This window comes from Yeosuana marina (assembly GCF_011762485.1).
GTDB lineage: Bacteria > Bacteroidota > Bacteroidia > Flavobacteriales > Flavobacteriaceae > Yeosuana > Yeosuana marina.
This window is the reverse complement of the sequence record NZ_JAAKGI010000025.1, coordinates 134,723-156,403: the sequence shown is the minus strand read 5'-3', so window position 1 is coordinate 156,403 and position 21,681 is coordinate 134,723. Positions and strand designations below refer to the sequence as shown.

At 31.8% G+C, this 21,681-nt stretch carries 22 protein-coding genes; 13 read left to right on the top strand and 9 right to left on the bottom strand.

The features are described 5' to 3' along the window. Window positions 1–43: 43 nt before the first annotated feature. The 5 genes from G5V56_RS13010 to htpG all read right to left on the bottom strand — a co-directional run bounded on the left by G5V56_RS13010 (window position 44) and on the right by htpG (window position 5,404). On the bottom strand, window positions 44–679 hold the full coding sequence (locus G5V56_RS13010) for an MOSC domain-containing protein (protein ID WP_166965694.1): 636 nt from the start codon (window positions 677–679) through the stop codon (window positions 44–46). 12 nt (window positions 680–691) lie between these two features. Next, window positions 692–1,705, bottom strand: coding sequence for a 3-dehydro-L-gulonate 2-dehydrogenase (gene yiaK / locus G5V56_RS13005; RefSeq protein WP_166965692.1), 1,014 nt, complete (start codon window positions 1,703–1,705; stop codon window positions 692–694). A gap of 132 nt (window positions 1,706–1,837) precedes the next feature. Then, the gene (locus G5V56_RS13000; RefSeq protein ID WP_166965690.1) at window positions 1,838–2,449 is read right to left on the bottom strand and encodes a YkgJ family cysteine cluster protein; all 612 of its coding nucleotides are present in this window, start codon (window positions 2,447–2,449) and stop codon (window positions 1,838–1,840) included. A gap of 270 nt (window positions 2,450–2,719) precedes the next feature. Beyond that, window positions 2,720–3,388, bottom strand: a complete 669-nt coding sequence (locus G5V56_RS12995) for a glycosyltransferase family 2 protein (protein WP_166965688.1) — start codon at window positions 3,386–3,388, stop codon at window positions 2,720–2,722. A gap of 105 nt (window positions 3,389–3,493) precedes the next feature. Beyond that, window positions 3,494–5,404 carry a molecular chaperone HtpG gene (gene htpG, locus G5V56_RS12990; protein WP_166965686.1) on the bottom strand — a complete coding sequence of 637 codons (1,911 nt, stop codon included), beginning with the start codon at window positions 5,402–5,404 and terminating at the stop codon, window positions 3,494–3,496. A 212-nt stretch (window positions 5,405–5,616) separates the two neighbouring features. On the opposite strand from htpG, the gene G5V56_RS12985 reads away from it, so the two are divergent. Then, window positions 5,617–6,621, top strand: a complete 1,005-nt coding sequence (locus tag G5V56_RS12985) for a 3-oxoacyl-ACP synthase III family protein (protein WP_166965684.1) — start codon at window positions 5,617–5,619, stop codon at window positions 6,619–6,621. A 479-nt stretch (window positions 6,622–7,100) separates the two neighbouring features. Here G5V56_RS12985 and G5V56_RS12980 read toward each other — a convergent pair whose 3' ends face one another. Further along, window positions 7,101–9,593, bottom strand: a complete 2,493-nt coding sequence (locus G5V56_RS12980; protein ID WP_166965682.1) for an outer membrane beta-barrel family protein — start codon at window positions 9,591–9,593, stop codon at window positions 7,101–7,103. A 217-nt stretch (window positions 9,594–9,810) separates the two neighbouring features. Here G5V56_RS12980 and G5V56_RS12975 point away from each other — a divergent pair, with 217 nt between their 5' ends. Continuing rightward, complete coding sequence (locus G5V56_RS12975; RefSeq protein WP_166965681.1) at window positions 9,811–10,176, top strand: CoA-binding protein; 366 nt, start codon at window positions 9,811–9,813, stop codon at window positions 10,174–10,176. On the opposite strand, the gene G5V56_RS12970 is transcribed toward G5V56_RS12975, so the two are convergent. Beyond that, window positions 10,147–11,589: a sodium:solute symporter gene (locus G5V56_RS12970; RefSeq protein ID WP_166965679.1), complete on the bottom strand. Its 1,443-nt coding sequence runs from the start codon at window positions 11,587–11,589 to the stop codon at window positions 10,147–10,149. The two genes, G5V56_RS12975 and G5V56_RS12970, sit on opposite strands and share 30 nt — an antisense overlap. 112 nt (window positions 11,590–11,701) lie before the next feature. Between G5V56_RS12970 and recR the strand changes: the two genes are divergently transcribed. The 3 genes from recR to G5V56_RS12955 all read left to right on the top strand — a co-directional run bounded on the left by recR (window position 11,702) and on the right by G5V56_RS12955 (window position 14,871). Continuing rightward, a complete protein-coding gene (recR, locus tag G5V56_RS12965; RefSeq protein ID WP_166965678.1) occupies window positions 11,702–12,319 on the top strand; it encodes a recombination mediator RecR in 618 nt (205 codons plus the stop codon). A gap of 8 nt (window positions 12,320–12,327) precedes the next feature. Beyond that, window positions 12,328–13,428: a glycosyltransferase family 2 protein gene (locus tag G5V56_RS12960; RefSeq protein ID WP_166965676.1), complete on the top strand. Its 1,101-nt coding sequence runs from the start codon at window positions 12,328–12,330 to the stop codon at window positions 13,426–13,428. A 90-nt stretch (window positions 13,429–13,518) separates the two neighbouring features. Further along, complete coding sequence (locus G5V56_RS12955) at window positions 13,519–14,871, top strand: dihydrolipoamide acetyltransferase family protein (RefSeq protein ID WP_166965674.1); 1,353 nt, start codon at window positions 13,519–13,521, stop codon at window positions 14,869–14,871. Here G5V56_RS12955 and G5V56_RS12950 read toward each other — a convergent pair. Further along, entirely contained in the window at window positions 14,868–15,503 is a 636-nt protein-coding gene (locus G5V56_RS12950) for a glutaredoxin domain-containing protein (protein WP_166965672.1), read from the bottom strand. The two genes, G5V56_RS12955 and G5V56_RS12950, sit on opposite strands and share 4 nt — an antisense overlap. A gap of 67 nt (window positions 15,504–15,570) precedes the next feature. Here G5V56_RS12950 and G5V56_RS12945 point away from each other — a divergent pair, with 67 nt between their 5' ends. From G5V56_RS12945 to ftsY, 8 genes are all read left to right on the top strand, one after another. Beyond that, a complete protein-coding gene (locus G5V56_RS12945) occupies window positions 15,571–16,344 on the top strand; it encodes a 3'-5' exonuclease (RefSeq protein WP_166965670.1) in 774 nt (257 codons plus the stop codon). A gap of 161 nt (window positions 16,345–16,505) precedes the next feature. Then, window positions 16,506–17,117: a fumarylacetoacetate hydrolase family protein gene (locus G5V56_RS12940; RefSeq protein ID WP_166965668.1), complete on the top strand. Its 612-nt coding sequence runs from the start codon at window positions 16,506–16,508 to the stop codon at window positions 17,115–17,117. Next, on the top strand, window positions 17,118–17,459 hold the full coding sequence (locus G5V56_RS12935) for an Hpt domain-containing protein (RefSeq protein ID WP_166965666.1): 342 nt from the start codon (window positions 17,118–17,120) through the stop codon (window positions 17,457–17,459). After that, window positions 17,459–18,709 (top strand): competence/damage-inducible protein A, encoded by a 1,251-nt coding sequence (locus tag G5V56_RS12930; RefSeq protein WP_166965664.1) that lies wholly within the window; start codon window positions 17,459–17,461, stop codon window positions 18,707–18,709. Before G5V56_RS12935 ends, G5V56_RS12930 begins: the two co-directional genes overlap by 1 nt. 82 nt (window positions 18,710–18,791) lie before the next feature. Further along, window positions 18,792–19,031, top strand: coding sequence for a 50S ribosomal protein L28 (gene rpmB, locus G5V56_RS12925; RefSeq protein WP_166965662.1), 240 nt, complete (start codon window positions 18,792–18,794; stop codon window positions 19,029–19,031). 25 nt (window positions 19,032–19,056) lie between these two features. After that, the gene (gene rpmG / locus G5V56_RS12920) at window positions 19,057–19,239 is read left to right on the top strand and encodes a 50S ribosomal protein L33 (protein ID WP_007648529.1); all 183 of its coding nucleotides are present in this window, start codon (window positions 19,057–19,059) and stop codon (window positions 19,237–19,239) included. 45 nt (window positions 19,240–19,284) lie between these two features. After that, on the top strand, window positions 19,285–19,437 hold the full coding sequence (locus G5V56_RS12915) for a DUF4295 domain-containing protein (protein ID WP_166965661.1): 153 nt from the start codon (window positions 19,285–19,287) through the stop codon (window positions 19,435–19,437). 179 nt (window positions 19,438–19,616) lie between these two features. After that, a complete protein-coding gene (gene ftsY / locus G5V56_RS12910) occupies window positions 19,617–20,570 on the top strand; it encodes a signal recognition particle-docking protein FtsY (protein ID WP_166965659.1) in 954 nt (317 codons plus the stop codon). 25 nt (window positions 20,571–20,595) lie between these two features. Here ftsY and G5V56_RS12905 read toward each other — a convergent pair whose 3' ends face one another. Next, window positions 20,596–21,672 carry a serine hydrolase domain-containing protein gene (locus G5V56_RS12905; RefSeq protein ID WP_166965657.1) on the bottom strand — a complete coding sequence of 359 codons (1,077 nt, stop codon included), beginning with the start codon at window positions 21,670–21,672 and terminating at the stop codon, window positions 20,596–20,598. Between the last annotated feature and the right edge of the window lie 9 nt (window positions 21,673–21,681).

The following is a 21,681-nucleotide window of genomic DNA, read 5'->3' as shown; positions in this document are numbered from 1 at the left end:
GTTACTTCACTACGTTTGAATGACGTTTGTTTAGACAGCCATATTAGTCAAGATAGGCTTGTAGTTTGAGCCTCTTTTTTAGAGGTAATGCTTCATTTTGTAAGACACGTTCTATAAGTTTTTTGTCCTTTTCTTTTGCAAATAACAACTTGAAAAATTCATAAATGGTAACACTCTTTGGGGCTTGTTCAACTAATTCAAACGTGTCACCAGTTTTCACAACTCCTTCTCTTAAAACACGCACATAAGTACCCGGGCGTCCATGATCTATAAACTGTTTAAGCACCTCTTGACTGCCAAATTTATAAGCAAATTTAAAACAAGGTTCTCGTGGTTGGGTAATTTGAACTAAAGCGTTTCCCACTTTGTAAATACTACCAATGGTTAGTGTCATTTCATCTAAACCTGATACTGTTAGGTTTTCTCCGAACATACCGTAATTCCAATCTAAATGAGGATATAGGTTTTTCCAATAGGGATAATAGTCTTCCGAAAATAAATAACAGGCTTTAAACTCACCACCATGAACATTTCTATCGGATACTTCATCTCCTTTAACGTCTTCTTTTCCAAGAAATATTGGTTGGTTTGTTGGTGTTTTATAAATGCCAGTTGTGACTTCCTTTCCATTCCAAATAATGGTAGTTGGCTTTGCTGTGTTAGTAGATGTAATTTTCAAGATTGCTTATTTTTAATCTAATAAATTTAAAACCTTTTGCCATACATCATGGTTTACCTGCATTCCAGATTTTAAGTTTTTAGTTTTATTTTGTAGTGCCTGTTCTCCAGGATAGTATGTTTTGTGTCCTTCTTTCATGGGTGTTACATCATGAGTGTAATCAATGATTTCATTGAGAAGTTTTTGTTGAATATTTTTGTCGTGAAACAAATCTGGGTAAATACACAGATATATCTGTGAAATAGCGGTTTCATATTCGCTTAAACCAATATTATATGTAGAGTTTCCAGCTGATAGCAAAGTAGCTAGCATATCTAAAACCATGGATAAGGATGATCCTTTCCAGTATCCAATTGGAAGACCGCGCTCTCCATTTGATAAGATTTTGTCAGGATCATTGGATAGTTCGTTATCAGCATCCCAACCACCCGGATGAGGTAGTTTTTCGCCTTTTAATTGATACTCATTAATTTTGCCAAATGAAAATTGTGAAAGCGACATATCTAAAACCACGTGTCCTTCTTTTCGGGGTATAGAAATAACTAAAGGATTATTTCCTATGCGACTATCTTGTCCTCCCCATGCTGGCATATTTGGTTTGGTATTGGTAAATAATATTGATATACACCCAGCATTAGCCGCCTGCCATCCATAAGCTCCCCCTCGCATCCAATGATTAGTATTTCGAAGTGCTACTAACCCTATTCCATGTTTTTTCGCTAAATAAATAGCGCGATCTGTACATGTAATGGCATTAAGAACTCCTGAGCCTAAGTTTCCGTCCCATCGTTCTATACTTCCAAAAGCTGCTATTTTTTGAGCTTCTGAATCCACTTTAATAATCCCTTTTTTGATATACTCAATGAATAGTGGTACGCGATTGATTCCATGTGAATTGACACCATTCAATGTGTTTTCTGTATGTGTATTGGCTAGAGATTTAGCTTTTTCTACTGTAAAACCATATTTTAGGAACAGCTTAAAAAGCACGTCTTGCATCTCATTAGCCTTAATTTTTAATTGCATGTTTACTTTTAGATAATTGCCACGTTAATACAGATTAGATTTTTAAAGAATCTATCTGGTTCGATGTTAAACGAAGTCCGTTAATTTTTTAGATAAATTTAAACCTTTTAGAGATAAAAGCGAAGCGTATAATTAAGCAATCTTATCTAAACCTCCAGGGAAAGGTCTGTAAGCATAGTATTGTAGTACTTCTTCAATGGCAAGTTTTAAAGCTTTATTTATAGGAACAATGATATTGCCCATATGAAAATCTATTTGAGAAAGTTGCATATAATAGTCTGTAAAGATAGGTACATATAAACCTTTACTAATAGCTTCAATGGTATCTTGATACAAGTTTTGCTGGTTTTCTTTGATAATTTTACAGGTTACCAATCGTTGTTGTCCATACTTGTCTCTAGAGGTAGCATAACCAAAAAGGCGGCAGATGAGTCCTCGATATTTGTAATTACTGCAATTCCCTAGAGTACTGTCAACAAGGTTAAGAGGATTATAAATATGACAAAGATCTTGATGCTCTTTAGTGTTTAGTATTTTAAGAGTGTCTTCTGCTTTTCCATTTAAAAATAAATGAAAAGCCCAAGGTAAAAATTCTATGGGAGACGCTTCAATGGTAGGGTTAGTACAGCACTTTCCGCAACCAGCTAAACAATGTATTTGAGTTTTATTTTGAAACTCTGAAATCTCTGAATCAAGCTGTTCAAATAACCCCTCAACCAACCGCACTTTAGCCTCAACAGACATAGGATTTTTTTTGCGAATGTACGCTATAATTTGTTTCGTTAATTTTTTTTTGAGAGATATTTTTTGATTCTAAAAAGTTTTAATTACAACTATTTATTAGTGCAATTTTTTTGATAGATTTTTTATAAAAAATTATGTTTTTATTCTTTAGAAATAAGTTTTAATTAAAAAAACCACTCTGTTTACACAAAGTGGTTTTTGATTTTTATAGATTGTTTAAAACATTAATGCGTCAACTTATTTTATTACATTGTCGCTTAATTGATAAGTTTAATTGTTATTTTCAAACTCTTTTTTTAAAGTAATACTATCAATGGCTCGTGTATAAACATAGGTTTCTGGGTGGGTTATTTCTTGGGTTGTAAATAATTTTGAAGCTCTTTCTAAAAACTCGGTGTCCTCACCATAGTTTAGGTTGTCAAAACCACCAAGTTCAAAAAAAACACTTCTTTTTCCGAAGAATGTAGACCCTAATACACATTCTTTTACGTTAATTAAAAAATTGGGTTTATAAAAATCGGGCACAAAAATATCTTCATGTAAATCAACTCCTCCATAAATTAAATCAACTTGATCATTTTCTACCATGAAATCTAAACGACTTTGGATGTGGTTTTCTTTAAAAGTATCATCACTGTCTAAAAAGGTTATGTAGGTTCCAGTGGCTAAAAGGAGACCGACGTTTCTAGATAAAGCGAGTTTTATATTTTTATGTTTTACATATCTTATATTTGAATATTTTTGAAGATAAGGATTTACAATGTTATACGTATTATCATCACTGCCATCATCAACAATTATTAATTCCCATTGTTGATTGGTTTGGTCTATGATACTTGATATGCATGTGTTTAAATAACTGGCTCTATTGTATGTACAAATTATTATTGATACTAATGCCTGATTATTTGAAACTTGAATTTGTTTTTGTTCATTCATAAATTAAAAAAGCAAAAACCACTTTAAGACTAATATGAATTTAGCAAAAAGTGGTTTTAAATTGAATTTTATCGATTCAAACAAGATGCTATTTTTTAATAACAATTATTTTATCATCTCGTAGCTACGTTTAATAAAGTTTGTTAATTCTTCACCTTTTAACAATCCTTGCGATAAACGCGCTAAATCTAAACTTTGTGTTATTAAGCGTTCTTGTTTCTTTTTGGTTTTAGTGTTTAAAATTTCTCCAACCAAATCAGAGTTTGTATTCACCACTAAGTTATACATTTCTGGCATGTTACCCATACCAAACATACCGCCACCGCCAGTTGCTTGCATTTCTTTCATACGACGCATAAATTCTGGTTGTGTAATAATAAAAGGCGATGCATTACTGTCCATAGCTTCTAATTGAACCATAAATTTTTCTGAAGGAATCACTTCTTTTAGTAAATCTTCTAAAGATTTCTTTTGGTCTTCATCTAATTTAGAAATGGTTGTTTCGTCTTTCTTAATTAAGTTATCAATATGATCACCATCAACACGAGCAAAAGAGATGTTTTCTTTCGTGCTTTCTAATTTCTGAATTAAGTGAGATACAATTGGAGAATCTAATAACAACACTTCGTAATTTTTAGCTTTTGCAGCTTCAATATAACTGTGTTGCGCTTCTTTATCTGAAGCGTATAAAATAACTAGCTTATCATCTTTATCCGTTTGATTTGCTTTAATTTTATTAAATAATTCTTCATAAGTGTAATATGCACCATCAACTGTTGGATATAAAGCAAACGCATCTGATTTTTCAAAGAATTTTTCTTCGGAAAGCATACCGTATTCAATCACGATTTTAATGTCATTCCATTTCGCTTCAAAATCTTCTCTGTTATTATTGAATAACGATTTCAATTTGTCTGCTACTTTTCTGGTAATGTAAGACGATATTTTTTTAACAGCGCCATCAGCTTGTAAATACGAACGCGATACGTTTAATGGAATGTCTGGAGAGTCAATAACTCCACGAAGCATGGTTAAAAATTCAGGAACAATACCTTCAACATTATCAGTAACAAATACCTGATTTTGATACAATTGTATTTTGTCCTTCTGAATTTGCATGTCGTTAGACATTTTTGGGAAGTATAAAATACCAGTTAAATTAAAAGGATAATCTACATTTAAATGTATGTGGAATAACGGCTCTTCGAATTGCATCGGATACAATTCTCTGTAAAAGCTATTATAATCTTCATCTTTTAAATCTGTTGGTTGTTTTGTCCAAGCAGGATTTGGGTTGTTAATAATATTGTCAACCGTAATTTTTTTATGAGGTTCAGTGGTTTCTTTACCGTCTTTATCTTTTGTAGTTTTAGGAGTAAAGTCTGGATCGTTTATTTCCTTAGTGCCAAATTTAATTGGAATAGGCATAAACTTATTATATTTTGTAAGAAGCCCACGAATTTTTGATTCTTCTAAAAACTCTTCAGAATCATCGGCTATGTGAAGAATAATTTCTGTACCTCTGTCTTTCTTTTTGGCTTCTGTTAAGCTAAATTCCGGACTTCCATCACAAGTCCAATGCGCAGCAGGAGCATCTGTATAAGACTTTGTGATAATCTCTACTTTTTTAGCGACCATAAAAGCCGAATAAAAACCAAGACCAAAATGACCAATAATACCTGAGTCTTTCGCTGAATCTTTATATTTATCTAAAAATTCTTCAGCACCAGAAAAGGCTATTTGGTTAATGTATTTTTCAACTTCTTCAGCTGTCATACCTAAACCTTGGTCAATAATATGTAATTTTTTTCCTTTCTTATCTACTTTAACTTCAATTTGCGGATTACCATATTCTACTTTGGCATCTCCTAAAGTTGAAAGATGTTTTAGTTTTAAAGTAGCATCTGTAGCATTACTTATAAGTTCACGTAAGAAAATTTCGTGATCACTATACAGGAATTTTTTGATAAGTGGAAAAATGTTTTCAACCGATACATTAATATTTCCTTTTGTCATGTTATATGTGTTTTTATATTGTTTATTACTATGACACTTTAGTAGTCAAAAAAAGTACCAAGTATAAAAAGATGACAAACTGACACAATATCTATATTCGAAAGTCATAAATCTTTAAACGTGTTTCTTGCATTTGGTTATGGGAATTTGAGTTTTTTAAATAGGAATTTAAAAACAGTTGTTGTATTTTGCTTAAACAAATTAAACGGGTTATGTACAATTCAAAAATTATAGGTTTAGGCAAGTATCTTCCAGAAAATGTCGTTACGAATGACGATTTATCCAAAATGATGGATACCAATGATGAATGGATACAGGAACGAACAGGTATTAAAGAACGGAGATGGATTCCTGAAGACAGTAATGATACATCTGCCGTTATGGGTGCAAAAGCAGCTAAAATAGCCATTGAGCGTTCTGGATTAACGAAGGATGATATTGATTTTATTGTCTTTGCTACGTTAAGTCCAGATTATTATTTCCCTGGTTGTGGCGTCCAAATTCAAGATTTATTGGGTTTACAAAATGTAGGAGCTTTGGATGTAAGAAACCAATGTTCGGGTTTTATATATGCTATATCTGTGGCTGATCAATTTATTAAAACAGGCATGTATAAAAATGTGCTTGTAATTGGAGCGGAATACCATAGCAACGGACTGGATAAAACCACTAGAGGACGCGGTGTTACGGTTATTTTTGGTGATGGAGCAGGAGCCTGTGTACTCTCTAGAGAAGAAGATACAACTAAAGGAATTTTGTCGACTCATTTGCATAGCGAAGGAAAATATGCCGATAAATTAATTGTTGCTTCACCTAGTATTAAACATTGGGTTCCTGAAATTATTGAATCAAACGAAGAGGATATTTCATATTACCCCTACATGGATGGTACGTTTGTTTTTAAACATGCTGTGGTTAGGTTTAGTGAAGTTATTATGGAAGGTTTAATGAAAAATAATTTGACTAAAGAAGATATTGATATGTTGATTCCTCATCAAGCTAATTTGAGAATTGCTCAATTTATTCAAAAGAAATTTAAATTACGAGATGATCAAATTTTTAATAATATCATGAAGTACGGTAATACAACGGCGGCTTCAGTAATTATTGCCTTAACAGAGGCTTGGGAAGAAGGTAAAATAAAAAGTGGTCAGCATGTAGTTTTAGCAGCTTTTGGTAGTGGTTTTACATGGGGAAGCGTTATTATAAAGTGGTAATTCATAAAATTTAAAAACCCGAAATCTTTTGGATTTCGGATTTTTTAGCTAATAATCAGTTCAATACTAAAATTTAAGATGTATTAAAGTATTAATTATTTGCATGGGGGCTCTTATTAACTTTAATAATTTATTCTTTTTTAGATACTTAGAAAAAAACTCGAAATACCGTATTTCGAGTTTTTTTTAAAGCTATTTTTTTTGGGAGCTAATACAAATCTTTTCAATGTGGTCGTACATTATCTTAAGCTGACTAATTCAAAATATAATTAAAAACAACGTTTGTAAAATAGATTGTATTACATAGAGCAACGTTTATTACTGTATATTATTGTCTGTGAATGAATATTTTAACATTTTTTTAAACATTTATGGTTTAATTTGATTAAACCCCAAAGAAAAAATACTTTGGGGTTTGCTATTTAATAACCTAACATTACACTAACCATCAACTATTTTATGAAGGTTATTAAATATTTTTATAAAAATCCGCCACCGCCAGATTTTTCATTATTATCTCTATTTTTTCTCTGTAATGCTTTATATTTTCCTCCTCCAAATCTGTAGGATATACTAATATTCCAGGTATTACTTTCCCAATTAAATTGTCCAGCAGAAGGAAATGGTCTGTCTCCTTCAAACTCAAATTTCATTGTGTTAAAAATGTCATTGTAATTAAAACTAAAGGTTGCTCTATTGTCTTCTAAGAAACTATATCTTAAACCAGTATTAACCATAAACATTGGTTTTCTTGTAAATTGTAATCCTTCTTCTTCCCCTCTATACATTGCAAATAAGGATAGGTTTAGTTTTTTGGTTGCTTTAAAATTATTAAACACTCTAAAATTCCAAACTATATTGTTTGCTTCAATCGTTGAAACTGAAATATCATTAGCAGTAGCCGTTTCTATTGGAGCATTAAGCACTTCGGCGATTCCTTTTTGTTTTCTGGAATATAAATCAAAACTTGCATTAAAGTTCCACCAAGTAGTTGGTCTGTAATTAGAGCTTAACTCTAGTCCAAAAGCAGTAGTATTGTCAAAATTATCAAAGCTTAAAATACTTTTATTTAAATCTAAACGATCAATAAAAAGAACTCTGTTAATTTCGTCTTCAACAATTCTGTAAAAAATACCACTAGTAATACTTCCTTTCTCTAAATTTCTGGTATAATTAATTTCAAATGAATTAGTAAATTGCGGTTGTAAATCTGTATTTCCATAAGATGATATTAATGGTGTACTCCACTCTCTAATAGGATTGACTTGTTGTAAACCAGGTCTATCTACCCGTCTACTAAAACTAGCTTGGTATGAATTTTTTTCACTTGGAGAAAAGGTGAAAAATGCTGATGGATATATTTGAAAATAGTCATTTTTAAACGGTGTGGCTTCAGTCGAATTTTCTAAAGTTTTAATAGCATTAGCATCTTCTTTAACGGTTTCTGCTCGCGCTCCAAGTTGTACGGTCCATTTTTCGAAAGATTTACTATAGTTTGCATACGCTGAATAAATATCTCTTTTATAGGTAAAATCTGTACTTGGGGTTGGTATATATTCATCACCATTATTTGCAATATCATCTTGATTTTCGTTAATCGATAAGCCTGTAGAACTATAATCAATATTTGTTTCAAATAGTCTAGCCTCCAGTCCCATTTCTAATTTAGCCTTTTCAGATAATGGATTTACGTAATCGATATTTGCAACTGTTTGCTCTCTTTTTGTGTAAACAAAATCAGTGTAATTTGGCGGGAAAGTGAAATTAATGAAATTGAAATTAGCAACTTCATCATCATTAAATTTACTATAATCAACCTCAATATCTAGTTTCTCACCTTCTTTAGCAAATTTATGATTGAAAACACCATTGTATTGAGATGATAAGTTACCATTTACATTATCAAGAGTTTGTAGTTGTAAAGGTTGATTGACATATTGTACACCTGTTGAACCGAATCCTTTTCCGTCGTATTTATTTTGGTTTGTAAAGAAAGAAATAGTGTTGTTATCATTCATATAAAAATCTAAGCCTGCTTTGTATAAATATGACTTATTATTATTACCAAAATCAAATAATTGTATTGAGTTATCATCTAAACGGTCTACACGACCATAATTAGCTGAATTACCAATATTATTACCATAATTTCCATACAAATTAAATTTTCCATTTCTGTAATTTAAGTCTACAGAGCTATTAAAACGTGCATTTATTTCTTTAGTTAAACCAAAATTAAGATTACCATTAAATCCAACATTTGTATTTTTATTTAGTATAATATTAATGATACCACTCATCCCTTCTGGGTTATATTTTGCTGAAGGATTTGTAATTAATTCAATACTTTTAATAGATGTTGAAGGAATCTGTTTTAACAATTGTGCTACTGGTACGTTTGAAAGTTTTCCATCAACCATCACACGAACATTTTCGTTGCCACGCAAACTAATGTTTCCTGTTTGCTGATCGACATTAACGGATGGGATGTTATTCATAATATCTGAAGCAGTTGCACCAGAAGTTGTTAAATCTTTACCAACGGTAATTACTTTTCTGTCTACTTTTTGTTGAATGGTTGAAACTTCGGCTACGACGGTAACTTCATCAAGGCCAGCAGCTTCTTCTTCTAAAGATATATTGCCTACATCTAATTTGCGATTACCTTTATCTATGCTAAGGTTTTTTGTGATGGTTTTAAAACCAATATATTGGATGCTCAATACATATTGTCCGTCAGGAATATTTCCAATTTTAAAGGTTCCGTCTTCGTCGGTAATACCTCCAGTTATAATTTTGTCAGCTTTGTTTTTAATTATTACATTGACGTAAGGTAGAGGTGTGTTTGAACTTTCATCTATTACTTTACCTGTAATAGAACCAGTTGCTTCGTTATCATTTGTTAGTGTTGATGCTTGTGTTCTTAAAATAGTAAACATAGAAAGAACAGATAATAAAAATAGTTTTTTCATTTTTTGATTGATAGATTATTTGTTGGTTGATTATTATTTGATTTAATTAGATTAGGTTTTGTGGAATAGACGACTAATCTTTTAATATGTTACTTTTAATAATTGTCTTAACAGTTTTTTAACATTATAAAATGAGCATAAAAGAGGGATTAATCACCCAAGGGAATGATTATTTGAGAATGACAGATGACCACTGAAAAATAATAAATATGAACACATGAAACAGAAAAAAACTTTGGTTATAGGCGCTTCCTTAAAGCCTCATAGATACTCTCATTTAGCCGTTCAAAGACTTGTTAATCATCAATTTGAAGTAGTTGCATTTGGGTTGAAATCGGGTAAAATTGAAGGCGTGAAAATTGATACAAAATTATTGCCTTATAAAAATGTGCATACGGTGACTTTGTATGTAAATGTGGATAATCAAAAAATGTATTATGATTATATTGTATCGTTAAAACCTGAACGCGTCATCTTTAATCCCGGAACAGAAAATCCTGAATTCTATAAAATTTTAGAAGAAAATGATATTTTTTATGAAGTAGCTTGTTCTTTAGTGCTGCTTTCTACGAATCAATATTAACCCTAAATAGGTTAAAAGACCATTCAAAATTAAAACGAAAAACCCAAATTCAAATCCGAACCATTTGTAGCTATTCATACTTATAAAATAGGAAGAAATGGGAGATAGTATAGCTATTATTGGAACCCATTTGTCTTTAATCTGAAATTTGGTAAAGAGCCCAAAAGCATATAAACCGAGTAATGGACCATAGGTGTATCCTGCAAAAACAAATAATTTAGCAATGACGCTCTCGTCTCTGATAAGATATTTAAAGGTGATGATGGTTAAAATTAAAATGACTGAAATTAAGATATGAATTTTCTTTCTGGTCGAAACTTGTTTGTCAATGCTATATTTTTTTTCAATATCTAAAATGTCAATACTAAAAGAAGTCGTAAGCGATGTTAACGCACTATCAGCACTACTATAAGCTGCAGCAATTAAACCCAATATAAAAAAGGCAAGAATGCCAAAGCCTAAGTGGTTTTTTGCCAGAATCGGGAATAAATTATCTTTATGAGCATCGATGCCATGTTGCTCCGCATAAACTGTTAAAAGCAAGCCTAAACTTAAAACTAAAAAATTAACAATGGTTAGAACAATTGTAAACCAGAACATGTTTTTTTTCGCCTCTTTAAGAGATTTACAACTCAGGTTTTTTTGCATATTGTCTTGGTCTAAACCAGTCATAACAATGGCAATAAAAGCGCCAGAAATAAATTGTTTCCAAAAGTAATTACCAGATTTATAGTCATCAAAAAAGAATGTTTTTGATAGATCGTTATCTAAAACATAACTCAATAAATTTCCATTTTGTATTCCAAGGTCGCTACTTACAAAATAAATGGTAACGCCAATAGCTATAAGCATAAACAATGTTTGTAAGGTATCGGTCCAGATAATTGTTTTCATACCCGATCTAAATGTGTAAACCCAAATAAGCAGTACGGTAATACAAACCGTTTGCCAAAAGGTAATTCCCAAATCATTAAATAGAATGGTTTGCAATACGTTAGCAACTAAAAATAATCTAAAACTTGCGATTACAATTCTGGAAATTAGGAAAAATGACGCACCAGTTTTATAGGAATATTTCCCAAATCGTTGCTCTAGATAGGTGTAAATGGATGTTAGGTTCAGTTTGTAATAAAGAGGTAATAAAACAGTTCCAATAACTATATAGCCAACAATATAGCCCAAAACCACTTGCATATAACTAAATTGAGAGGCTTCAACCCAACCAGGAACGGAAATAAAAGTAACTCCAGATAGTGAAGCGCCAATCATTCCAAAAGCAACTATATACCAAGGAGCTTGTTTGTTTGCATTAAAAAAAGTGTCATTATCAGATTTTTTTCCCGTGAAATAGGATATTAAAATTAGCAAGCCAAAGTAAGCAGCTATTAAAAATAAAATTGTTTTTGAAGACATGTACGCTTTAAATATTTTCGAAATTAATTCTTTTATATTATAAATTTCAAAAAACACTTTTTTAATTACTTCAATCTATTTCGTTTTTTTAAAATTAAGTACCTTCGCATTCATGGAATTTTCTTCAAAATTATTAGAACGTGCAGTTAATGAGATGTCTCAACTTCCTGGTATTGGAAAACGGACCGCTTTACGGTTGGTTCTTCATATGTTAAAGCAGCCTAAAGAACGGATCGTTTCATTATCTGAGTCTTTGCAGACTATGCGAAATGATATTAAGTTTTGTAAGTCTTGCCATAATATTAGTGATGTGGAGCTTTGCGAAATTTGTTCTAATCCTAATAGAAATGAAGAGATTATTTGTGTTGTGGAAGATATTAGAGATGTGATGGCTATCGAAAACACGAGTTCTTTTAAAGGGTTGTATCATGTTTTAGGAGGAAAAATTTCTCCCATGGATGGTATTGGACCTCATGATTTAAACATAGAATCACTAGTCGATAAAGTGAAGCAAGGACATATTAAAGAGCTTATTTTTGCGTTAAGCTCTACTATGGAAGGCGACACTACTAATTTTTATATTTTCAAGCAAATACAAGATTATAAAGTAACAACATCAACAATAGCAAGAGGGATTTCAGTGGGTGATGAGCTAGAGTATGCAGACGAAATAACCTTAGGAAGAAGCATCGTGAATAGAATTCCTTTTGAAAACACTTTAAAACTTTAATCTCTCATTTGAAACTTTCAGTTATCATTTTAAATTATAATGTGCGTTACTTTTTAGAATTGTGTCTAAAAAGTGTACAAGAGGCTACTAAAAATTTAGAGTCTGAAATTATTGTTGTTGATAACCATTCTGAAGATGAAAGCTGTAAAATGGTCAAGGAGTTATTCTCTGATGTTATTCTTATCGAGAATACTGAGAATTATGGGTTTTCAAAAGGAAATAATATTGGTGTCAGTAAGGCGACAGGTGACTATATTTGTATTTTAAATCCGGATACCGTTGTTCCTGAAGATATCTTTGAAAAACTATTAGCGTTTTCCGAAGATAAAAAAAAACTAGGTATAGTAGGCTGTAAACTAATTAATGGACGGGGCGAATTTTTACCTGAAAGCAAGCGAAATATCCCATTTATAAAAGCAGCATTAAAAAAGCTGTTAGGAAATTCAAAAGACTATTATGCAGTTCAGCTTAATGAAAACAGTATAGGAAAAGTAGATATTCTTGTTGGAGCTTTTATGTTTCTAAAACGCCAAACTTATCTAACTGTTGAAGGGTTTGATGAAGATTATTTTATGTATGGTGAAGACATTGATCTATCTTATAGAGTTTTAAAATCTGGATTTGAAAATTACTATTATGGTACATCAACAGTGATTCACTTTAAAGGTGAAAGTACCTTAAGAGATAGGTTATATGCGAAGCGTTTCTATGGTGCTATGCAAATTTTTTATACGAAACATTTTAAGAAAAATATATTTTATAATTCAATAGTGAGGTTAGGAATCATTTTGGCCTATTTTACCAGAAGAGTCTCTTTTCCTAACAAAAAAAGTGTAGAACGTTATTTTTTAATTTCAGATAAAGAGAATATTGATTTACAAAAAGTATTAAATAAAAAGCTTGCTTTAAAGTCTCATTTAAATGATATAATTCCAGAAAATACCGAAATTATATTTGATGGCAATAACCAGAGTTTTAAACAAATTATTACATCTGTAGAAAAAAATAGTAACAATAAGTTAGTAACTTATAAAATTATTTCAAAAGATTCTAACTTTGTTATTGGTAGTGATAATGCTGTTTGTAGGGGTGAGATTATTAAGTTTTAAACAGATTTAATTATAAATAGTTTAACAAAATTGATGTTTTTTCGTTAATTTTGCAATCGGAAATAAAAAAAAGAGTATTACGTTATAGATATGGCAAGATTTGAGCTTAAGTTACCAAAAATGGGAGAGAGTGTTGCAGAAGCAACAATCACATCATGGTTAAAAGAAGTTGGAGATACTATTGAACTTGATGAGGCAGTTCTTGAAATTGCAACTGACAAAGTAGATAGCGAGGTGCCGAGTGAGGTTGACGGCGTATTGGTTGAAAAATTTTTTAATGTAGATGATGTTGTTCAAGTAGGGCAGGTGTTAGCTATTATTGAAACTGACGAAGAGGAATCTAATACATCCCAATCATCTGGAGAAACCCAAGAACCAAAAGATGTTTCTCCTGAAGTGATTTCTGAAGTCGAGAAAACTGTAGTTTCTGCAAAAGAAGCGGCTACACCAATATCTTCAACCGAAAATCGTTTTTATTCACCTTTAGTAAAAAATATAGCAAAACAAGAAGGGGTTTCTCAATCTGAATTAGATGCGATCAAAGGAACAGGAAAAGAAGGAAGAGTAACCAAAGACGATATTCTTAGTTATATAGAAAAGAAAGGAGGAAGCAAACCAGAGGTTGAGCCTGTCGTAACCCAATCTGTTGTTGAAGAAGTAAAAGAAGCGCCTCAAAAATCCGTTAAACCTGTTGAGGTTCCAAGAGCAGAAAAAGTATCCGTTGTTTCAAGTGGTGACGATGAAATTATTGAAATGACACGAATGGGTAAACTTATTGCTCATCATATGGTAGAGTCCGTTCAAACATCGGCCCATGTTCAAAGTTTTATTGAAGCCGATGTGACTAATATATGGAATTGGAGAAAAAAAGTTAAGGATAGTTTCGCCAAGCGCGAAGGCGAAAATTTAACGTTTACGCCCATTTTTATGGAAGCAATAGCGAAAGCACTTCGTGATTACCCAATGATGAATATCTCAGTTCAAGGCGATACCATTGTTAAAAAGAAAAATATCAATTTAGGAATGGCTGCATCCTTAGCAGATGGTAATTTAATCGTGCCTGTTATAAAAAATGCAGATCAGCTTAATTTGGTTGGGATGACTAAACAAGTTAATGACTTGGCAAACAGAGCAAGAACCAACAAGTTAAAACCAGACGAGATTCAAGGAGGAACGTATACCGTAACTAATGTTGGAACTTTTGGTAGTATTATGGGAACGCCAATTATTAATCAGCCTCAAGTTGGTATTTTAGCACTTGGTGCTATACGAAAAGTGCCTGCGGTAATTGAAACACCCGACGGTGATTTTATTGGTATTCGTTACAAAATGTTCTTGTCGCATTCTTACGACCATCGTGTGGTTAATGGTGCTCTTGGCGGACAATTTGTAAAGGCTGTTAAAGATTATTTAGAAGCATGGGATAGTAATAGAGAGATTTAATTTATCTCTGGAAAATATTTTTTAAAGGTTTCAATGAGAGTGTCTTTAGTTTCTATATTATCGTAAATTGAATCTTGAATTTTTAAGATAAAGGTTTTGTCTATTGTGTCTTTCTGTATCTTTAAAAGGTTAAAAATTTCAGATGGGTTATTACTGAAATTGTAAGTTTTAAATGAGATATCATTATTCGTGAGTATTCTTTTTGCTTGATCACAAATATCACAATCATCTGTTTCAAATACAACAACTGATTTGCTTTTTAAAGCATCGTTAAAATTTATTTCAACGCCATCATGGTCTTTAGTAAAACTTAATTCTTCAGTATATTTATTGACTATAAATTGATACTCATACAATCCTTCTTTGTTAGCTAATTTAATCAGTGTTAATAAGTGTTTTTCACTTTTCGGATAGATAGTTTCCAAAACAGGTCGGTTGCTACTTCTTCTAAAATCATCTGTAGTAACTCTTAAGAAAATAGAATAGCTTACAGTATCACTGTTTTTTGCAAAAAGTTCTAAGCGTTTGCCATTCTTTTTTTCTATTAACTTTACATAAGGATGATTGTTGTTTTGTGACCATGCAATTTGAATAATAAAAAATGAAATTATGTATATTAAAAACTTAAACATGATACATTCCGTTTAAGTAAATTTAAGTAAAATTTTAAAAGTATATTTGCAAAAAGTATAATAAATAATGAATCTTAATCTTTCAAAACCTATTTGTTTTTTTGATCTTGAAACAACAGGAATTAATATTTCTAAAGATCGCATCGTAGAAATTTCTATATTAAAAGTATTTCCTGACGGAAAAGAAGAAACAAAAACATGGTTAGTAAATCCAGGTGTTCCAATTCCTAAAGAAGTAACCGCTATTCATGGAATTACAGATGAAGATGTTGCCGATAAACCAACGTTTAAAGAACTGGCAAAGGAGATTTATAATATGATTAAAGATTCAGATTTAGGAGGTTTTAATTCGAATAGATTTGATATTCCGCTTTTGGCAGAAGAAATGTTACGTGCTGATGTTGATTTTGATATGAAAAACAGATTAGCGGTTGATGTGCAAACTATTTTTCATAAAATGGAACAACGTACTTTAAGTGCTGCGTATCAGTTTTATTGCAACAAAGAATTAGAAGGTGCTCATGGAGCTGAAGCCGATACTAAAGCAACCTTTGAAGTTTTAAAAGCTCAAATTGCGAAATATGATGATATTGAGAATGATACCAAGTTTTTAGCAGAATTTAGTTCGCGTAAAAAGTTTGCAGATTTTGCTGGATTTATAAGTTATAACAAAAAGGGCGAAGAATGTTTTTCTTTCGGAAAGCATAAAGGTAAATTAGTAACAGATGTTTTAGAGTCAGAGCCTGGTTATTTTGGTTGGTTGCTTAATGCTGATTTTCCGTTGTACACAAAAAAGGTATTGACGGCTATTAAATTAAGAAGTTTTAATAATAAAATTTAAAAGAAATAAGAATCAAAAAGTCCTGGTTTTTAGTGTGACCGGAACTCTGTAGGAAGCATGCGTTAGGGATTGTAGAGGAAAGCCCACAGCGAGGAACGAGCGAGGACTTGTAACGAAAAGCCCGACCCGATTGGGGAACGCCCAAATTAAAATTTAAAAAAATGAAATTAATTTGTATTGGTCGTAATTATACCGAACATATCAAAGAATTAGAAAACGAAAAACCAACAGATCCTGTCGTGTTTTTAAAACCCGACACGGCAATTTTACTTAAAAAACAGCCATTTTTTATTCCGGATTTTTCTAATGATGTGCATCACGAAGTAGAAATTTTAGTTAAGATTAATAAAGTGGGCAAGTACATAGCAAAAAAGTTCGCCCATAAATATTATGATGAGATTGGTTTAGGTATAGATTTTACGGCTCGCGATTTACAAAAGCAATTAAAAGACAAAGGGTTACCTTGGGAAAAGGCAAAAGGCTTTGATGGAGCAGCTGTTATTGGAGAGTGGATGTCTGTTAAAGAGATAGAGGACGTAAACGCCATTAAATTTTCGTTAAAAAAGAATGAAAATATTGTTCAATTAGGAAATACAAGCCATATGTTATGGAAAATTGACGAATTAATAGAATATGTGTCAAAATATTTCACATTAAAGATAGGAGATATTATCTTTACAGGCACTCCAGCTGGAGTTGGTAAAGTAATTGCAAACGATAAACTAAAAGGATTTATAGAAGACAAGGAAATGTTTTCAATAACTGTAAAATAAATGGAACAGCACTACAAATTATTTAGAGTAAGAGAATTAGCTGATAATGATGAGGATTTCATTGGAGCGTTAGCACAAGCATTTTTAGAGGAAGTTCCAGAAGATGCTGAAAGGTTAAAAAAGGCTGTAGCCGAAAAAGATTATTTCACAGCTTATCAAGCTGCTCATAAAATGAAGCCTACCGTGGATTTATTTGAATTAGGTGTGCTAGATATCTTAATAGAAGTTCAGGATTGGGGTAAGTTTGAAAAAAGAGATTTAGATATTACAAACCAATTAGAGGTTGTTTTAAATGCTGTAGATTTAGCAACAAATGAAATTAAATCTGATTTTAATTTATAATGCTTGCAGAGATTATAACTATAGGAGATGAGCTTCTTATAGGGCAAGTTGTAGATACTAATTCGGCCTTTATAGCTAAAGAGTTGAATAAGATTGGTGTGTCTGTTTATCAAATTACATCAGTTCAAGACGACAAAAACCACATATTACAAGCATTTGAGGAAGCCGAAAACCGTGTAGATATTATTTTAATTACAGGCGGGTTAGGACCGACCAAAGATGATATTACAAAAAAAACAATCGCAGAATATTTCAATGATACATTAGTTCTCGATCAATCTGTATTAAAAAACATTGAAAATATCTGGAAGCAATATGTAAGGCAAACACTGTTACAAGTTAATAAAGACCAAGCGTTAGTGCCATCAAAAGCAACGGTGTTAATGAATACTGTTGGCACAGCTCCAGGAATGTGGATTGAAAAAGAAGAAAAAGTATTTATATCACTTCCAGGGGTGCCTTTTGAAATGAAACAACTGGTTCAGAATAAAGTGATTCCTAAACTTACAGAGAAATTTTGTTTACCATTTATCATACACAGAACATTGATGGTTTATGGTTTAGGAGAAAGTACTCTAGCAGCAAGAATTGAATCTTGGGAAGATGCGTTGCCAGATTTTATAAAATTAGCGTATTTACCAGATTTAGGAAGAGTACGTTTAAGATTGTCTGCAAAAGGATTTGATAAAGATAAAATACTTGCAGGGGTTCAAAAACAGGTTGATGCTGTTTTACCTTTAATTAAAGATGAGTTTTATGGCTTTGAAGATGAAGATGGAATTGTGGAATCTATCGTAGCAAAACAACTTACTAAATTAAAGAAATCAGTAGCTGTAGCAGAAAGTTGTACAGGAGGAAAAATAGCCGAACGTTTTACAGTACATCCAGGAGCATCAAATTATTTTAAAGGTAGTGTCGTTTGTTATGCAACAGAATCAAAAACAAGTGTTTTAGGAGTTTCAAAAGAATTAATTGAGACTTATTCCGTAGTCAGCTCTCAAGTAGCAGAAGCTATGGCACAACAGGTGTTACAATTATTTAATTCAGATTTTGCCATTGCAACTACGGGAAATGCAGGGCCTACAAAAGGAGATTCTGACGCAGAAGTGGGAACTGTATTTATTGCAATAGCAACCAAAACCCATGTTTATTCAGAGAAGTTGATGTTGGGTAATCATCGTTCAAAAGTGATTAATAAAGCTGTAAATAAAGCCTTTGAAATGCTATTAAAAGAAATTTTTAAAAATTGATAAAATTAAATTGTCATAAAATAAAGATTTTGTATATTTGCACCTCGTTTTTAAACAACAAAAAATTTAAAGTTAGAAAATAATGTCAAGAGTTTGTGAACTTACAGGTAAAAAGGCAATGGTTGGAAACAACGTGTCTCACGCATTAAATAGAACTAAACGCAAATTTAATGCGAATTTAGTTAAGAAACGTTTTTACATTCCTGAGGAAGATAGCTGGGTAACTTTAAAAGTTTCAACATCTGCTTTAAAGACTATCAATAAAATAGGTATTTCTGCGGCTATAAAAGAAGCAAAATCAAAAGGATTTTTAAAAAAATAATAGCTGTATTTAATAAGTAAAAGAAATGGCAAAGAAAGGTAACAGAATACAAGTGATTTTAGAATGTACTGAGCATAAAGAATCTGGACAACCAGGGACTTCAAGATACATTACAACTAAAAACAAAAAGAATACGCCTGACAGAATGGAGATAAAGAAATTTAATCCAATCTTAAAACGTATGACCGTTCACAAAGAAATTAAATAATTTAGATATTTTCACTTTAGTAGAAAATTTCAAAAAATATAAGTTATGGCAAAGAAATCAGTAGCATCATTACAAACAGGATCAAAAAGATTATCAAAAGCAATAAAAATGGTTAAGTCTCCAAAAACAGGAGCTTACATGTTTGTTGAATCTATTATGGCACCAGAACTAGTAAACGATTTCTTAAATAAGAAATAAGAATTACTTTTTATATAATATTTTAAAGCCACTTTATTTAAAGTGGCTTTTGTTTTATATTTACATATCGTTAGATGACAATTTTTCAGTAGCAGGTTTAGGGCAAGAAAATTGTTAAGAAGAATTATAATGTTATCACATAGTCAGAATAAATAACCAACGAATATCACCATAATAAAATGAGCTTTTTTAAAAAGATATTTTCTTCAGAAAAAAAAGAAACTCTTGATAAGGGTTTAGAAAAAACAAAATCTAGTTTTTTTGGTAAATTAACAAAAGCGGTTGCTGGAAAATCTAAAGTAGATGATGAGGTTTTAGATAATCTTGAAGAGATATTAGTATCTAGTGATGTAGGTGTTAATACCACTTTAAAAATTATAGAACGTATTGAAGAACGTGTTTCTCAAGATAAATACTTAGGAACCGAAGAATTAAATGTCATTCTTCGAGAAGAAATAGCAGGTTTATTATCTGAAACGAATAGCGGCGAAGAAACAGAATTTACAGTTCCCAAAGATAAAAAGCCCTATGTTATGATGGTCGTAGGGGTTAATGGTGTTGGTAAAACAACAACCATTGGTAAACTAGCGCATCAATTTAATAAACAAGGCTTAAAAGTGGTGCTAGGAGCTGCAGACACCTTTAGGGCAGCTGCTATTGATCAGTTGCAGGTGTGGGCAGACAGAGTTGGTGTGCCTTTAGTAAAACAATCTATGGGTAGTGATCCTGCTTCTGTGGCTTTTGATACTTTAAAAAGTGCGGTTTCTCAAGATGCAGATGTGGTTATTATTGATACGGCTGGGCGTTTACATAATAAAGTAAATTTGATGAATGAACTGACTAAGGTAAAACGTGTGATGCAAAAAGTAGTTGACGATGCGCCTCATGAGGTATTATTAGTTTTAGATGGTTCAACAGGGCAAAATGCTTTTGAACAAGCAAAGCAGTTTACAGCAGCTACCGAAGTAACCTCGTTAGCAGTCAGCAAATTAGATGGAACCGCCAAAGGTGGGGTTGTAATTGGTATCTCAGATCAATTTAAAATACCTGTAAAATATATTGGAGTAGGTGAAGGTATTGATCATCTTCAAGTATTTAATAAATATGAATTCGTGGATTCGTTTTTTAAATAAAATTCTTCTGTCTCAAAGAGGGATTTTACTCAATTAAAGCATTTATTTTACTCCATAATTCATTGTCAAAGCCAGACAAAGCAAACGTAGGATTATCTGGATTGGCAACGTCTCCCATTCTAACAATCACCAATTTTTTACTAGGAACTACATAGATTTTCTGATCATTTTTTCCTAAAGCCGCATACATATCTGCAAGGGCATTAGGTATTAATGTTTCATTAAATTGTAGTTGGGTTTGTGGTAAATGATAACTAGATTTTCCATTTAACCACCATAAATATCCATAGGCTTGATTAATATTTTGTGACGTATTAGTCGCTTCATTTAAAAAGGATTCAGAAACAATTCGTGTAGTATTCCATTTGCCATTTGCATAAATCATGAGTCCAAAACGAGCCATACTTCTTGTATTACTCCAATACACACTTAATGGACCTAAATCAATCCAAGACCCAGACATACCAATTTTATCCTTTAGTTTGGTGTTAAAATAATTAGTCCAAGTTTCATTACTCGCTGCGGCTACAACATCTTGCATTTTTACATACACATTATGATACGCCCAACGTGTTCCCGCATCTGCTTTATATTGGAGATTTGATGGAGATACATCATCACCTAAACTATCATCAATACCTGAATTCATAGATAATAAGTTTTTACAGGTAATTAGGTTTTCTTTGTCCAAAGTTTCACTGGTCCAACCTGTACCTAAATAATCAGATACTTTATTATTAATATTGATTAAGCCTTCGTCTTGAGCGATTCCAGAAACAGTTGAGGTTAATGTTTTTCCGGCACTAGCCCAATACCATGGGGTTAAATCGGTATGACCATTCAAATAGCTTTCAACAACAATTTTACCGTTATAAAGAATCATAAACCCTTTGGTGTTTTTTTCTTCTAAATAATCAAGTAATGGTTGTAATTCAGTTTCGTTCCAACCTAAATCTGCAATAGATGTAGTTTCCCAAGTTTCTGAGTTTATGGGAGGAAAATATAGTTCTTCATTTATAGGATTAGGATCCGTAGGATTGTCGTTAGACGAGCAGCTCACCATTAAAAAAAGTATGATAAGCATGTGGAAGGATGTTTTCATAACTGTAGG